We start from the raw sequence: 14,365 nt of genomic DNA on the forward strand, positions 1-14,365 counted from the left end.
ACTTAGACACAACTCTTCTTCGCTCACGACAATGTAGTCGGTAAAGCCAGCAGCAAGCTGACTTACCCAGAGCAAGCGCAAGAGTGATGATGAAAAGAAGTTAAATTGGTCTTCGTCGCGGGGCTGTGGATTTCCCAATCGGGGAACGCCTCGGCTTATGCGCCTTTGGCTTCGCTGGTGCTTTCAACTGCGCAAACTCCGGCGTCTTCTTCTTCGGAACGACCTTCTGCCCCTTAGCTGCGCGTCCCAGCGCAGTTACCTCACCGGGGGTCAACTCGCGGAACTCGCCCGGTGGCACATCCAGCCGAAGCGCCCCATAGCCGATGCGGCGAATCTTCTCGACGTGATGCCCAATCTCCTCAAACATCTTGCGCAGTTGCCGGTTGCGCCCTTCGGTAAGTGTCAGTTCGTACCAGGGATTGTCTCCCCCGCGCACCAGCTCCACTTTGGCGGGAGCGGTGATGATGCGGTCGCGGCGTCCGCTACGGACCTCGTTCAGGCGACCACGATCGATCATGATGCCGCGGCGAATCTGTTCGAGCCCGCTGGCTGACGGCTGCCCGCTGACCTTCACCAAGTATGTCTTCTCTACGCCGGCGGCAGCCTTCGAGAGTGAGTTGGCCAGCTCTCCATCATTGGTCATCAATAACAGGCCTTCGGAGAGATAGTCCAGCCGCCCCACAGGATATAGCCGCACGTGATCGCCATGCGGCCCCTTCTGCTTCGTCATCAGTTCCATGACCGTCGGCCGCTTCTCCGGATCGTCGAGCGTAGTGACATAGCCACGCGGCTTGTTCAGCATGTAATAACGCTGCTGTTCGCGGCCGTGCAATAGCTTTCCGTCGACGCGGATGTGGTCTTTTGAGATGTCGTGTCGGGTGCCGAGTTCCTTTATGACTGTGCCGTTGACCTGCACTCGGCCATCGAGGATGATCTGTTCGGCCTTGCGGCGGCTGGCGACGCCGGCTTGCGCAAGAATCTTCTGGAGACGGTCGCCCTGAGGAGTTTCCTCGGGCTGGGCAATAGGTTTGGCTTTCATGTTCCTGACTTTCTGACTGCGGAGCTGCTCATCGCGGTCGCGGTACTTCTCTATAGATTGTATCTGCTCTTAAAAGAGTTGCACCCGGGCCCACAGCAGTCTGCGAAAGTCCGGATGCAAGTTAGAGATGAAAACCGAGACCAAACTTCCCGGCGATCCTAATTCTCACCTTGGTGTGCGGTCTCTTCAGAAGCTTCGACGGGTGCCTCGTTCTCATTCGCAGATACCGTCTCATCCTTCGCATCGTCTTCAAGCTCCTCGTCGAGCGGATCGTCCTCGATATCGGGGCTGCCATCGGCCTGCGCTTCGTGGGTGTGCCGCTCCGGTTCAAGCTCTGAGGCATTCTCAGGAGCGTGGTGCTCCATAGGAATCTCTTCCTGTTCGGCCAGCTCACCAGCCATCTTTTCGAACTCCTCAATGCTGGGCAGCTCGTTGATGTCCTTCAGCCCAAAGCGGAGCAGAAAATCACGCGTCGTCTTATAGAGAATCGGCCGTCCGATAACTTGTTTGCGTCCGGCAGTGGTGACCAGCTTGCGCGCCATCAGGCTGCCCAGCACACCGCCCGAGTCCACACCTCGAATCTCGGAGATCTCGGGTGCCGTCACTGGCTGCTTGTAGGCAACAACGGCCAACGTCTCCAGCGCCTGAAGCGACAGCTTCAGGGGCGGCTTGAGCGATTTGACGAACCCACGGACGGCATCGTGATACTCAGGCTTGGTGGCCAGCCGATAGCCACTGGCAACCTCGCGAACCTCCAGGCCGCGATCGCCATTAGCGTAATCGCTGATGAGCTGGTCGAGCATGGAGCGGAAGTACTCCCGCAGCCGACGCTCCTTCTCCTTCGTCTCGCGCGAGGCCTTCTTCTCATCCGGCGCAGCCTCGGTTGGGGCACCGCTTCCCTGCTCCGCCGCCTCGGACGAAACAGGCTCGTCTGTAGCTAGCTCCGCAGCAGCTGGCTCGCTCGCCTCGACCGTGGCCTCTTGCTCCTGCTCCGGCTCGTCGAGCACCTCGCTGTTGAGGGTCTCGGCATCAGACGGGACCTGCTCTAAATCAAGCGATTGCTGGGCCGCCTCAATCTGGTCTAACTCGGCCTGGGCTTCCTGCCCGAGCAGGCCGACGAGTTGGGCCAGTGTGACTGGCTCTTCCGAGGCATAGATGACGGCTTCGATCTTGGCTTTAAGACTCATAATTTATCCACTAAGCATACCAACGCCGCGCCCACTTGCCGGTATCTCAATATTATGTTTTAGTCCGGGAGGCCAAATGGCTCAGCTCGAGGTCTTTCGCGGCGATATTACGAAGCTCCAGGTCGATGCTATCGTCAATGCAGCCAACACTTCCCTGCTGGGCGGAGGCGGCGTCGACGGAGCCATCCATCGGGCAGCAGGCAAAGATCTACTGCGTGCCTGCGAGAAACTAGGAGGTTGTCCTACTGGCTCGGCCAAGGCCACTCCTGGCTTCAACCTTCCGGCAAAATGGGTCTTCCACGCCGTTGGGCCAGTCTGGAACGGTGGCTCCCATAATGAAGCCGATCTGCTGGCCGGTTGCTACCACGGTTGTATGGAGCTTGCCCGCGAACACAAGGTGAAGTCCATCGCCTTCCCGGCCATCTCCACCGGGGTCTATCACTTTCCCCGACAGCAGGCTGCGGAGATTGCTGTTCGGACGGTTCGGGAGCAACTACCGTCCAGCGGCGTGGAGAGGTTGATCTTTTGCTGCTTTGATGAACCTACGGCGCAGATCTACGAGAAGATTCTTGATCGAGAGTAACCAAGTGGCAAAATTTTGCACTCAGGGAAAAACCTTGCCCACATTTCCGGTCCGACACGGTATCAGGGTAGAAAAATCTACCTTCTTCTCGGTATTTTCGTTTGGCATGCAAACTGCTTCGTAGTTTGGCATGTTCCTCAAAAAGTTTCTTCTCCTCTCAGCTAGCCTGTCGTTCTTCGCCGGAGTATGCCATGCCGAATCGATGCCGTTCGGAGTCGCCAGCGCATATAACCTGGTTGCCTTGGGTACTGTAGATGCAAACGGCAACACGCTGATCGCAGGAAACATCAGCACTAACGCCGACATCACCGGCCGCGTCGCCGCTGCCAATCAAATTACCGTCAGCACCACCATCGGCAGCAACCTCAATGCCGACCCCTACGGCTCGGCAGCAACCTACGACTTCGTCTCCACCAATGGCCTTAACCCCGGCGAGCAGTTCAACCTCAACAGCCACGGCAACGCCTATGCTCCAGGCAGCAACGGCAATTTCAACTTCAACGGCGGGGGCACCCGCGTCACCACCGGTTCGTCGGGCATCGACTTCAACTCCTTGCGGACCTCGCTCGACGCAGAAACCCTGACTCTCGCGGCACTCACCTCTACCGGCAGCGTCCTCGGCACCAACCAGCCCGGCGTCAACCCCTCCTTCTTCGTTCTGAAGGGCACTGACCCCACGCTGAACATCTTCAACATCACCGCTGCCGAGTTCGCCGACACTAACCACCCCATCGACATCCAGGCACCCGCCGGTTCCACCATCATCGTCAACGTGGCTGGAACCAACGTAACACTGGGAACCGGGCTCTACTACAACCAGAACCAGATCTCCGGCGACAGCGCAGCCGACGCCGACATCCTCTTCAACTTTTCCACTGCGCAGACGGTCACCATCGATGGCCAGTTCAGCGCCTCTATCCTCGCTCCGTTCGCTGTCTTGAGCGGAAACAGCCAGATGGCCGGCAACTTCATCGCCGCGCAGATCGGCCAGACCGGCGAGGTCCACAACGTCGAATTTACCGGCACGCTTCCCGATGGCCCCAGCGCCGTCACGCCGGAACCAACTTCGCTGATGCTGATGGGTACGGGGATGCTCGGCTTTGCCGCCGCGCTTCGCCGCAGACTAAGCTAGTAGGAGGCAACAGCACAAAGAGCCCCGGCTTATGGCCGGGGCTCTTTTTTGTTCTTTCCTTTTACTTTGTGAAGGTGCTGAACAACCAGTAAAGCGCGCCGGATAGAACCGCCGCTGCCGGCAGAGTAAATACCCATGCCAGCGCGATGTCGCGAATTGTCGACATCTGCAGCCCGCTCTTGTTCGCCGCCATGGTTCCAGCAACGCCTGAAGAAAGCACGTGGGTTGTACTGACCGGTAACCCGTACCCGTCAGCGGCCAGAATCGTAAACATGGCGACCAGCTCGGCGCTCGCACCCTGCGCATAGGTCAGGTGAGTTTTACCGATCTTCTCGCCAACGGTGACAACGATGCGCTTCCATCCCACCATGGTTCCCAGTCCAAGCGCCAGTGCAACGGCTACCTTGACCCAGGTAGGAATGAACTTGGTCGACACATCCAGAAAGCCTTTGTAGTTATCGAGCACCTTCTGATCGTTGGCGCTGATCTTGGGGCCGTACTTCGGCAGAAGCCGCAGCGTCTCGCTGGTCAGATACATCTGATTTCGCACGTTGGCCTGCATCGCTGCAGGAACCTTACCCAGTGAACCGTATCCCACTGCCTCATTGCGAATATCACCCACCATCTGCTGTAGAGCCAACATTGTCGATGGCTCGAACTGGTGCGAACTGACAAAGTGCTCCAGCTCCGCACCATTATCAGCAACAACTGTCCCCGGAGCCACATAGCTCTCCACCGTATTGACCACCTGCTGCGACACCGCCGCGAACGTCTGCGTCTGCCGAGCACTGACAGCGTGATTCAGCGCATAGGCCGTCGGTACTGTACCCACCAGGATGAGCATGATCAGTCCCATGCCCTTCTGCCCATCGTTGGAGCCGTGGGCAAAGCTGACGCCCGTGCAGGTAAGGATGAGCAGTGCGCGAATGTAAAGCGGCGGCGGCTCCGTGCCCTTGGGAGCCTCATACAACCGCGGATCGCGCATCACAAGTTTGAAGAGCAAAAACACCAGCGCAGCTAAACCGAACCCAACCACCGGAGAGAACAGCAGCGCTTTGAACACCTTCGTTGCCTGTCCCCAGTCGACACCGCTGGTTCCGTTTACTCCGTTCATTAACTGATTGGCGAAACCTACTCCCAAAATCGAGCCGATCATGGTGTGCGAGCTTGAAGCCGGCAGGCCGCGATACCACGTAGCCAGATTCCAGATGATCGCCGCCACCAGAAGAGCGAACACCATTGCGAAGCCCGATCCCTTGCTCACCTTCAGGATCAGCTCCACCGGCAGCAGTGAGATCACGGCAAAGGCGACCGCTCCCGAACTGGTCAGGACTCCCACAAAGTTCCACAGTCCTGACCACGCTACCGCGAAGTGCGGCTCCAGCGAGTGGGTATAGATCACCGTCGCCACGGCGTTCGCTGTATCGTGAAAACCGTTGACAAACTCAAAGCCAAGGGCAATCAGGAGCGCCAGACCTAGCAGGAAATAAGGAAAGACGCTGGCAGTGTGGACCACCGAAAGATCGCTGACGAGCTTGGTGACAATGTAGCCAAGCCCCCCAACCAGCATTAGTCCAAAGATGATTGCGCCGATCTTTCCAGGGGAAGATTTCTTCAGCTTTTCGTCAAGTACGGAACTCGGGGGCAGTACAGCGGGTGTAGCCATAAGCAAGTCACCTTGGCGCGCGAAATGGGGGAGGTGATGTGAACGATAGGGAAGAAATGCGAATTCCGGGTTACAGCCATGTGAAATATGAGCGATTATCAACCGTTTCTGCCCAATGGCACGGGCTATGATGGACGCGCCCCGAAAAGACGATATCGAAGATCGGAACTAGCAAATGCCAGCCACGCCAAACCTTGGCAAAGCAGCCATCCTAAAGCTTCTCGCCATCTGCCTTATATTCACCGCAATAACTACCGCTCAACCCGCAGCCACAGTCCGCCTGGTCGGAGTCCGGGCCACCTTGGACAAGTCCCTCGATGCTCGAAGAGCGAAGGAAGGGGACGTCGTCACGGCCAGACCAGAGGCAAAGGTTGAAATCGGCGCAAACCTCGACATCGAGACCAGCAGCCGTCTGCTCGGGCGAGTAGACGCGGTGCAGCCTTCAATTGGCAAAAGCGACTCCGTCATCACAGTCACCTTCGACAAGGCACAACTGAAGGATGGGCGCCAGATTTCAATCAAGGCAACGATCCTTTGGATAGGCCAACCGCCCAGCCTGCTCAACCCGACCGAGATCTCCGCACCCGCCGATAGAACCACGCCCGGCGTTGGAGTAGGAGCCGGAATGAGCGGCACGCCGCCTACCCAGGGCTATCAAGGCTCAGAGATCGCAGGGCTGCCGCATCGCCACCACGACCCATCCGTCTCCGCGCCACCGCCAACAGGAGTCTTCTCGCAGAAGGACGCTATCCCCGGCGTTAACTTCTCGAGCGACATCCGCAAGCCTGAGTCCGGCTCCTTTACCGCTGCGGGCCATAATGTGCGCATCGACGGGGGAACTGTCTTCGCCTTCGCACTCGCCATCAAACCAGCGCCGTAACAAACATCGCAAACAGAGCGGCTTATCCACGAACGGTAACTCGTTCGATGGATCGGGAGGTTCTGCGCCAGATCGTGGTGAGCGTCAGACCGGCTACTACCAATCCAGCACAGAGGCCCAGCCAGAGCCCTACCGCTCCATGGTGCCAGTGAAATCCAAGGAGATATCCCACGGGAAGCCCGATCACCCAATACCCTACAATCTGGACAATCAGCCCCGCATGGGTATTGCCCGCTCCGCGCAGAGCGCCCGTAGCCGTAATCTGCAACCCATCGAAGAACTGAAAGGCCGCCGCAACCAGCAGCAGCGGAACCGTTGCGGCGATCACAGTCCTGCTCTCTGTAAAGGCGTGGGCGATGGCGTGAGGAAACAGGAGCAAGACTGCCGAAAAACAGGCCATGCAGCCTGCGCCCAGCAGGATCGCCGCCCATCCGGCGGCCGAAGCCTCCGCCGGGGCCTTTCGCCCAATCGCCTGCCCTACCCGCACGGCTGCGGCCGTCGAGATCGCGAACGGCACCATGAAGGTGAAGCTGGCACAGTTCAGGGCAATCTCGTGCCCTGCCAGTGGGAGCGGCCCCATCGTTCCTATAAGGAATGTGACCATGCCGAAGATGGCGATCTCGACAAAGATCTGACCTCCAGCGGGCGCTCCGAGAACCACTAGCCGCTGCAAGCGCGAGGTCTCGATGTGCCGCAGCATCGACCGCAGGCCATAGTTGTGGCGATGCTCCACCCGCCACACGGTGGCCACCAGAAACAGCGCAAGATAGAGCCGCGCAACAGAGGTTGCCAGACCCGATCCCGTCACTCCAAAGGCGGGGATGTGGATCGGCCCCCAGGTGTGGCCGTAGATCAGCAGCCAGTCGCCCAGCGCATTGAAGAGATTCGCCGTGATCAGGGCCACGGCGATGGGGCGAACGTGATTGAAGGCCTGGAGATACCGTCGCAGGGCAAAGTAGAGAAAGAGAGATGGTGTTCCCCAGTTCAACGCGCGAAGAAACGCAACCGCTCCCACCAGCACTCCATGATCGATCGGCAGACGGAGCAAAAGGAATGGCGCCAGTGCGACGATGATGTAGAGCAGTGTCGCCAGCACGGCGGCAAGGATCAGGCCATGGTAGAGCCAACGGTTGGCTTCATCGAACTTTCCTGCCCCGTGCGACTGGCTCAGGTAGGTGTCCAGTCCTAGCAATACACCGGCGATTCCAAACGCCACAGTGTTATAGAGCACTTGTCCCAGAGCTACGGCTGAGATGGTGAGCGCAGGCGAGTCCATGTGGCCCACCATCATCGTGTCCACGATGCCCATCGTCATCCAGCCCAGCTCGGCCGCCACCAGCGGAACGGCAAGTGTGAGCATGGGCGGGATCTGGCGGCGAATCGACATCTTCAATGGATGCAAATCAGACACAGATCAGTGCAAAAACAGACACACCTTTATTCAATCGGCTCTCTATTGAGGGGTGATGATTCCACCGACCGGCAGGCTCGAGGGCAACTTGGGACGCAGCCGTAATGCCCGGGCGATGACCTCGGCGTAATTCAATCCCCTGCTGCCATTGATCAAAACCACCCTGTCCGTAACCGCCACTTCACCCGAAGCCAACAGGGCCTGATAGGTCTGCACGCCAGCCGCACCCTCTGGTGAGAGCAAAATGCCCTCATGCCTCGCCCAGTCAAGAAGGGTCGCCAAAGCATCGGTGCCTTCCACCACACGTCCACCCGATGCTTCCAGAACACCGCTTTCAAAAGAGCCAGTGTCGCTGCCACTTACATAAAGCCGGGGTCGTCGCCCAGCCACCCATCCCAGTTGCTCCATCTCCTCGAATGCCTTCCAGATAGCTACAGCCCCTATGCCTGCTGGGCAGATCACGCCATCGGGATAGCTCCACCCCATCTGCTCCACCAACTCATACGCTATGGTCTTGGCTCCCTCCAGGCGGAAGGGTTCTTTCAACTCCGAAAGATTGAAGCCATTTTTTGCCTCTTGCTCCAACTTCCGTTCGCAATCACGGATCGAGCCTAAAACAACGGTGACCTCCGCTCCAAAGGCCACGCACTGCAGATGGCTCGGCATCGGGACATCCTGCGGCAAAAAGACCCGCGCACCGATGGCCACAGCGTTGGCATAGGCAGACAACGAGGCTGCGGCCTCACCTTCCGCAGCGATACTGAGTTGCTGAACTCCATAGTGTTTCGCTGCAGCAACGGCAAGCTCCATCCCCCGGTCCTCAAACGAGCCGGTAGGGTTGCGCCCCTCGTCTTTCACCAGAAGCCCTGCAAAGCGGCGGCTTGGGAGCAAAGGCGTTCCTCCCGATCCAAGGCTCGATGCAGCAAATTCCGGCAGCACGGCGGCGTAACGGCCGATCCCCGCGCCCAGACTACCGGCATCGGGCCTCCTTCGAGAGCGCTTGATCTCCTCCATGTCATAGCGAACAAAGAGGAAGCCATTGCAAGCCGGACAAACCGTCCGAGCGGAATCAGAATCGACGTGATGGTGGCAGCGGGAGCACTCAAGCGAGGTAATGCGAGGCATGGATACGATGGTACTGGATTCCCTGTAAGGTGAAGCAATGCAAGATACAAGCCACCCCACCCGCATGATTGCGGTCGATATGGACGGCACGCTGCTTGGCCCGGACGGCCATGTAAGCCCCGGTAATCTCAGCGCGTTGCAGGCAGCCGAAAACGCGGGCATCGAGGTCGTCATCGCCACCGGCCGCCGTCACTGCTATGCCATGCGGCAGCTGCGGGGGCTCGGCTTGCGGGAAGAGAATGCCCTGATCAGCTCCAACGGCACGGTAACGCGGACTATCGGATCGAAGCTGCTGGAGCGGAAGCTGATGCGCCCGCAGACTGCACGCTGGCTTTGCAGCCATATCGACGAGTTTCGGAACGCGCTGGTGATTACCTTCGACATGGTGGGGTCGGATGGAGAGGATGCGCGCGGTTCGCTGGTGGTAGAGCAACTGGAAGAACTGCATGGGAGCATCGGCAAATGGATGGCTGCGAATGAGCCCTACATTGCGCACGTCGTTCCCATCGAGAAAGCGCTCGAGACCGAATCGCCAATCCAGATGATGCTGTGCGGCACGAGGGAGCGGATGCGCCGCGCAGAGGCTCACCTGCTGGAGCATCCTGGCGTCTCCGCGGTTGGCGTAAACCCGCAGGAACACGCCTCTGCCGAGATCGCCCTGCACCGGACGGAGTATCCCGAACGAAATCTCAGCATTGTGGATATTCTGCCCGCAGGTTGCAGCAAGGGAGCAGCACTGTTGCAGCTTGCCGACAGACGGGGGCTTAAAACAGGGGAGATCCTGGCGATCGGCGACAACTGGAACGACGTCTCCATGCTTGAAGTGGCCGGGCGTAAAGTGCTGATGGGTAATGCTCCCGAGGATCTGAGGCAGAGCGCTCTCGAGCGGGGATGGACCATGGGCAGAAGGCACGACGAGGACGGGGTAGCCTATGCGATCGAGACGGTATTGGCCGGGACATAAGCGACGCCGGCGGTTGTTGTAGGTGCTTTGTGGCCAGTGGCCGATGATAGGCTTTAGATGATGCAGCGAAACGTGTTTCAACGTGGGTTGATGATGCTGGCGATTGTGTGGACGGTATGTCCGCTAGCCCATGCAATGGAACACATCACTCTTCGAAATGGTTTTGAGCTCGATTGCGTTCGCCGCGAGACCGTGGGCAACAAGGTTCGGCTTTATCTTCCCGCGAAAGATGCAGCCGTCTCGGACACATCCGCAAATACGGCCAATTACCTCGAAGTCGCCGCAGATGCCATTGTCCACGTAGAGACGGTGGCCGATCTGCCTCAATCCATTGCTCCAACTCCAACGCTCGCCGCCCATGAGAGTGCGCCCACGCAGGCTGAGATACATGAGATGCTGGCTCACTCCGGCGCTGCTCGCGATATCGATACTGACCTGCTGGCAAGCGTGATGAAGGCTGAGAGTGGAGGCCAGGTACGCGCTGTATCGCGGACCGGGGCGCGAGGCCTGATGCAGTTGATGCCGGCGACAGCTGCCGAGATGGGCGTCGAGGATGCCTTCCGTGCGGACGAAAACATCGCGGGAGGGACAGCATATTTAGATGAGTTGCTCACCCGGTATCGTGACAATATCGCGTTGGCGCTGGCTGCCTATAATGCCGGACCGGCGGCGGTCGATCGCTACCATGGAATTCCTCCTTACCGAGAGACGAAAGCATATGTCGCGCGGGTCATCCGCGAGTTCAACCGGCGAAAGCGGATGGAGCTTGTGGCACAGTCGCGATAGACCTTTCGGAATACTTACCCAATTAGCCAGAGAGAGCAGACGATGAAAAAGCGTAGTGGAATCGTGTGGATCGCAATCGTTGTCGTGCTTGCGGCAGTTGTCATCGTGTTTCGGGGCAAGGTGCACTTCGACTGGAAGATGTTCTGGCATCAGTTGAAGCATGTGGCGTGGATCCACATCTGGGCGGGCATCGCGCTTATCTACGGCACCTACTGGCTGCGCTCGATCCGCTGGGCTGTCTTTCTATCTCCCACCAAGAAGGTCCCTGCTCACTCTCTGATTGGATCGCAGTTTATCGGGTTTACAGCGGTGGCACTCTTTGGTCGCCTGGCTGACCTGACCCGGCCATACCTCGTGTCGAGACGTGTCGCGTTGCCGCTGAGCTCGCAGGTTGCGGTGTATACGATCGAGCGGATGTTCGATCTCGGGGCAGCAGCAATCATCTTCTCGAGCGCGCTGGCGTTTACGCCCAAAGATCTCCCCCATCACAAAGTCTTCGTGCACACCGGCATGCTAAGTCTCGCCTTGACGCTGGTGATTGCTGTCTTTGCGGGAGTCGTACGAGTGTCGGGAGGAGTCGTCGCCGGGTTTGCGCGAGCCACGTTAGGCCGACTTTCAAAGCCTGTGGGAGAAAGTATCGCCTCAAAGATCATTGGATTCCGCGATGGGTTGAATGCGTTGTCGTCGAAGCGCGACTTCGGAATCGCTGTTCTCCTTTCGCTGGCGATGTGGGGAATGATCGGGTCGGCCTATATGCAGACGGCCCATGCGTTTGTGCAGACACCAGAGCTGGCCGGGCTTACCTTTTCGCGAACAATGCTATTGATGGCGGCGAGCATCGGCGGCTCGCTGCTGCAGCTTCCGATTATCGGATGGTTTACCCAGATTGCAGTGACAGCGGCGGCAATGCATGAGTTTTATGGCGCTCCGATTGAAGCGGCAACGGCGTGCGGTGCCTTGCTGCTGCTGGTCACCTTCCTCTGCATCATTCCTACGGGCCTGGTGTACTCGCGGGTGGAGCATGTGAACCTGAAGAAGATTGCAAGCGAGAGCGAAGCTGCCGGACATGCGCCAGAAGCAGCCGCAGAGGCCGGCAACTAACGCCTGTCGCTGGCTCGTGCGTAATCAGCAACAGCCATACAGTAGTGGATTCCGCTGCTAGAATCGAATTATTCCGATGAAGTGCCCCTACTGTGGTTTTGCCCAGGATCGAGTTGTTGATTCACGAGAGAGTAAAGATGCGGACTCCATCCGTCGCCGACGCGAGTGTGAAGGTTGCCACAAGCGGTTTACTACCTACGAGCGCATCGATGAAATTCCCTACATGGTCGTCAAAAAGGATGGCCGCCGCGAGAAATTCGACCGGCAGAAGGTATTAAGCGGTCTGCTCCATGCCTGTGAGAAGCGCCCGGTCTCGGCTATAAAGCTTGAGCAGATTGTGGATGAAACAGAAGCCTATGTGGTCGACTCGCCGGAGCGTGAACGCTCGACCAGCGAGGTAGGCGAACTGATCATGTCGCGGTTGAAAGACATTGACACGGTGGCTTACATCCGCTTTGCCAGTGTCTATCGGGACTTTAAAGACGTGCGCGAGTTCAAGGCAGAGCTGGAAGAGCTGTTGAACGGCAAAGATCAGAAGAAGCGACGATAACAAGAAGGACGCATGGCAAAGACTCACAAGATTACGTTGATCCCGGGCGATGGCATAGGCCCGGAGGTCTCAGGCGCAGTGGTAAAGATCGTCGAGGCAGCAGGGGCCGCTACAGGCATCGGCTTTGAGTGGCATCGCTATGCGGCAGGAGCCGAGGCGTTCGAGACAACCCGCGAGTACATTCCGAAGGCACTCTACGACTCCATCGAAGAAAACCGTGTCGCATTGAAGGGACCAGTGACGACGCCGATCGGCGGCGGCTTTGCTTCGATCAACGTGACGCTGCGGAAGAAGTTTGAGCTGTTTGCCAACTTCCGGCCCGTCAAGAGCCTGCCCGGACTGAAGACTCGCTATCCCGACATCGACCTGATCATCGTGCGCGAGAACATGGAAGATCTGTACGCCGGTCTGGAGCACGAGGTTGTTCCCGGGGTGGTGCAGGCTCTGAAGATCATCACTGAAAAGGGCTCTACGCGAATCTCCCAGTTTGCATTCGACTACGCCCGCAAGCACAACCGCAAGAAGGTCCACGCAATTCATAAAGCCAACATCATGAAGCTCTCCGACGGACTTTTTCTGCGCTGCGCGCGCAAGGTTGCCGAGGAGTTTCCCGAGGTAGCTTACGCGGAACACATTGTGGACAATACCTGCATGCAGTTGGTGATGAACCCCTACCAATACGACATTCTGCTGACAGAAAACCTGTACGGCGATATCTTGAGTGATCTGTGCAGCGCGTTCGTCGGTGGGCTGGGCCTTGTACCCGGAGCGAATCTGGGCAAAGAGTGCGCCATCTTTGAGGCGGTACACGGCTCGGCCCCTGACATAGCCGGGAAGGATATGGCAAACCCAACTGCTCTGCTGCAAAGCGCGGTGCTGATGCTGCATCACATTGATGAAAGCGCAACGGCGAACCGTATCCAGACGGCGCTCGAGCAGGTCTATCGAGAAGGCAAGACGCTGACGAAGGATGTCGGCGGAACAAGCGGCACTAAGGCGTTTGCGGATGCAGTATTACAGGCGATGGAGATGCCGCAGACAGTATCGGCGTAAAAAGTGATCACAGGAGCGGGATTGGCATGAAGCAGATGTTGGGTTGGCTGGCAGCTGGCATGGTAATAGGTGGCATGGTAGTTGGGCTCGCAGGCTGCAAGCCGAAGACACCAGCTCAAACGAGTTCTGAGACCGCTCAGACAAATGCAACTCCTTCTCAACCAGCCGCTCCGCTTGATCCTGCAACGCTGGGGGCGGTAAGCGGAACAGTAAGTTTTGGGGGCAAGGCTCCGGAACGTATCCGCATCGACATGAGTCAGGACCCGGTGTGCTCCATGATGGGCGGCGACAACTTCGCGGAGCAGTATGTCGTTCATGACGGCAAGCTGGCCAATGTCTATATCTACATCAAGAGCGGCCCCGCGGCAGCGATGTCTGCTCCTGCTACCTCTGTAGCTCCCGTTGTTCTGGATCAGGTTGGATGCAAGTACGTTCCTCATGTGATCGCTGTTATGCGAGGAGGATCGGTTGAGTTCCGTAACTCCGATGGAACGATGCATAACATTCACACCATCCCCGCAGCGGGAACAAATAAAGAGATCGACATCTCTCAGGGACCGAAGGGGACGCCCGAGGTGAAGAGCTTCTCCGAGCCTGAGATTATGATGCCGGTTCGCTGCAATAACCATCCCTGGATGAATGCATTTATCAATGTCTCCGCCACGCCATTTTTCGCTATAACCGACGGGAATGGCCACTTTGAGATCAAAGGTTTGCCGGCCGGCACCTATACGATTGCGGCGGTGCACGAGAAGATGGGGGAGCAAACCATGACCGTCACGGTTAAGCCCCATGCAACGGAAGCAGCAAATTTTACCTATTCCATCAAGAAATAGAACAGGGTGATTGACCTGTCTCTCAGCCTGATTCTCCCGAAATGCGCTTAAA

At 58.0% G+C, this 14,365-nt stretch carries 14 protein-coding genes; 9 read left to right on the top strand and 5 right to left on the bottom strand.

Features of this window, described 5'->3' with window-relative positions; translation table 11 throughout:
- Positions 1–100: 100 nt before the first annotated feature.
- Positions 101–1,039 carry a pseudouridine synthase gene (locus IEW09_RS11210; protein ID WP_188554204.1) on the bottom strand — a complete coding sequence of 313 codons (939 nt, stop codon included), beginning with the start codon at positions 1,037–1,039 and terminating at the stop codon, positions 101–103.
- A 158-nt stretch (positions 1,040–1,197) separates the two neighbouring features.
- Entirely contained in the window at positions 1,198–2,226 is a 1,029-nt protein-coding gene (gene scpB / locus IEW09_RS11215; RefSeq protein WP_188554205.1) for an SMC-Scp complex subunit ScpB, read from the bottom strand.
- A 76-nt stretch (positions 2,227–2,302) separates the two neighbouring features.
- On the opposite strand from scpB, the gene IEW09_RS11220 reads away from it, so the two are divergent.
- Entirely contained in the window at positions 2,303–2,809 is a 507-nt protein-coding gene (locus IEW09_RS11220) for an O-acetyl-ADP-ribose deacetylase (RefSeq protein ID WP_188554206.1), read from the top strand.
- Positions 2,810–2,939: 130 nt separating this feature from the next.
- Positions 2,940–3,941, top strand: coding sequence for a choice-of-anchor A family protein (locus IEW09_RS11225; protein ID WP_188554436.1), 1,002 nt, complete (start codon positions 2,940–2,942; stop codon positions 3,939–3,941).
- Between the two features lie 61 nt (positions 3,942–4,002).
- Here IEW09_RS11225 and IEW09_RS11230 read toward each other — a convergent pair whose 3' ends face one another.
- On the bottom strand, positions 4,003–5,607 hold the full coding sequence (locus tag IEW09_RS11230) for an inorganic phosphate transporter (protein WP_188554207.1): 1,605 nt from the start codon (positions 5,605–5,607) through the stop codon (positions 4,003–4,005).
- Positions 5,608–5,782: 175 nt separating this feature from the next.
- On the opposite strand from IEW09_RS11230, the gene IEW09_RS11235 reads away from it, so the two are divergent.
- A complete protein-coding gene (locus IEW09_RS11235; RefSeq protein WP_188554208.1) occupies positions 5,783–6,487 on the top strand; it encodes a hypothetical protein in 705 nt (234 codons plus the stop codon).
- A gap of 22 nt (positions 6,488–6,509) precedes the next feature.
- Here IEW09_RS11235 and IEW09_RS11240 read toward each other — a convergent pair whose 3' ends face one another.
- Positions 6,510–7,874 carry an MATE family efflux transporter gene (locus IEW09_RS11240; protein ID WP_188554209.1) on the bottom strand — a complete coding sequence of 455 codons (1,365 nt, stop codon included), beginning with the start codon at positions 7,872–7,874 and terminating at the stop codon, positions 6,510–6,512.
- A gap of 66 nt (positions 7,875–7,940) precedes the next feature.
- Positions 7,941–9,023 (bottom strand): pyridoxal-phosphate dependent enzyme, encoded by a 1,083-nt coding sequence (locus tag IEW09_RS11245; protein WP_188554210.1) that lies wholly within the window; start codon positions 9,021–9,023, stop codon positions 7,941–7,943.
- Between the two features lie 37 nt (positions 9,024–9,060).
- Between IEW09_RS11245 and IEW09_RS11250 the strand changes: the two genes are divergently transcribed.
- The 6 genes from IEW09_RS11250 (at position 9,061) to IEW09_RS11275 (ending at position 14,313) form a co-directional block, all read left to right on the top strand.
- Entirely contained in the window at positions 9,061–9,987 is a 927-nt protein-coding gene (locus IEW09_RS11250; RefSeq protein ID WP_188554211.1) for an HAD-IIB family hydrolase, read from the top strand.
- A 57-nt stretch (positions 9,988–10,044) separates the two neighbouring features.
- Positions 10,045–10,773 (top strand): lytic transglycosylase domain-containing protein, encoded by a 729-nt coding sequence (locus IEW09_RS11255; RefSeq protein WP_229739248.1) that lies wholly within the window; start codon positions 10,045–10,047, stop codon positions 10,771–10,773.
- 42 nt (positions 10,774–10,815) lie between these two features.
- On the top strand, positions 10,816–11,874 hold the full coding sequence (locus IEW09_RS11260; protein ID WP_188554212.1) for a lysylphosphatidylglycerol synthase transmembrane domain-containing protein: 1,059 nt from the start codon (positions 10,816–10,818) through the stop codon (positions 11,872–11,874).
- A 76-nt stretch (positions 11,875–11,950) separates the two neighbouring features.
- Positions 11,951–12,424, top strand: coding sequence for a transcriptional regulator NrdR (gene nrdR, locus IEW09_RS11265; protein ID WP_188554213.1), 474 nt, complete (start codon positions 11,951–11,953; stop codon positions 12,422–12,424).
- Positions 12,425–12,436: 12 nt separating this feature from the next.
- Positions 12,437–13,477: an isocitrate/isopropylmalate dehydrogenase family protein gene (locus IEW09_RS11270; RefSeq protein ID WP_188554214.1), complete on the top strand. Its 1,041-nt coding sequence runs from the start codon at positions 12,437–12,439 to the stop codon at positions 13,475–13,477.
- Positions 13,478–13,503: 26 nt separating this feature from the next.
- Positions 13,504–14,313 carry a carboxypeptidase regulatory-like domain-containing protein gene (locus IEW09_RS11275; RefSeq protein ID WP_188554215.1) on the top strand — a complete coding sequence of 270 codons (810 nt, stop codon included), beginning with the start codon at positions 13,504–13,506 and terminating at the stop codon, positions 14,311–14,313.
- Positions 14,314–14,365: the final 52 nt, after the last annotated feature.

It is taken from the genome of Edaphobacter dinghuensis (assembly GCF_014640335.1).
Taxonomy (GTDB): domain Bacteria; phylum Acidobacteriota; class Terriglobia; order Terriglobales; family Acidobacteriaceae; genus Edaphobacter; species Edaphobacter dinghuensis.

Excerpts from the sequence above, each read along its gene's own strand:
- IEW09_RS11275 (WP_188554215.1), top strand. The coding sequence starts at position 13,504 with ATGAAGCAGATGTTGGGTTGGCTGGCAGCTGGCATGGTAATAGGTGGC.
- IEW09_RS11270 (WP_188554214.1), top strand. The coding sequence starts at position 12,437 with ATGGCAAAGACTCACAAGATTACGTTGATCCCGGGCGATGGCATAGGC.
- IEW09_RS11260 (WP_188554212.1), top strand. The coding sequence starts at position 10,816 with ATGAAAAAGCGTAGTGGAATCGTGTGGATCGCAATCGTTGTCGTGCTT.
- IEW09_RS11245 (WP_188554210.1), bottom strand. The coding sequence starts at position 9,023 with ATGCCTCGCATTACCTCGCTTGAGTGCTCCCGCTGCCACCATCACGTC.
- IEW09_RS11225 (WP_188554436.1), top strand. The coding sequence starts at position 2,940 with ATGTTCCTCAAAAAGTTTCTTCTCCTCTCAGCTAGCCTGTCGTTCTTC.
- IEW09_RS11255 (WP_229739248.1), top strand. The coding sequence starts at position 10,045 with ATGATGCAGCGAAACGTGTTTCAACGTGGGTTGATGATGCTGGCGATT.
- IEW09_RS11235 (WP_188554208.1), top strand. The coding sequence starts at position 5,783 with ATGCCAGCCACGCCAAACCTTGGCAAAGCAGCCATCCTAAAGCTTCTC.
- nrdR (WP_188554213.1), top strand. The coding sequence starts at position 11,951 with ATGAAGTGCCCCTACTGTGGTTTTGCCCAGGATCGAGTTGTTGATTCA.
- IEW09_RS11250 (WP_188554211.1), top strand. The coding sequence starts at position 9,061 with ATGCAAGATACAAGCCACCCCACCCGCATGATTGCGGTCGATATGGAC.
- scpB (WP_188554205.1), bottom strand. The coding sequence starts at position 2,226 with ATGAGTCTTAAAGCCAAGATCGAAGCCGTCATCTATGCCTCGGAAGAG.
- IEW09_RS11230 (WP_188554207.1), bottom strand. The coding sequence starts at position 5,607 with ATGGCTACACCCGCTGTACTGCCCCCGAGTTCCGTACTTGACGAAAAG.
- IEW09_RS11210 (WP_188554204.1), bottom strand. The coding sequence starts at position 1,039 with ATGAAAGCCAAACCTATTGCCCAGCCCGAGGAAACTCCTCAGGGCGAC.
- IEW09_RS11220 (WP_188554206.1), top strand. The coding sequence starts at position 2,303 with ATGGCTCAGCTCGAGGTCTTTCGCGGCGATATTACGAAGCTCCAGGTC.
- IEW09_RS11240 (WP_188554209.1), bottom strand. The coding sequence starts at position 7,874 with ATGTCGATTCGCCGCCAGATCCCGCCCATGCTCACACTTGCCGTTCCG.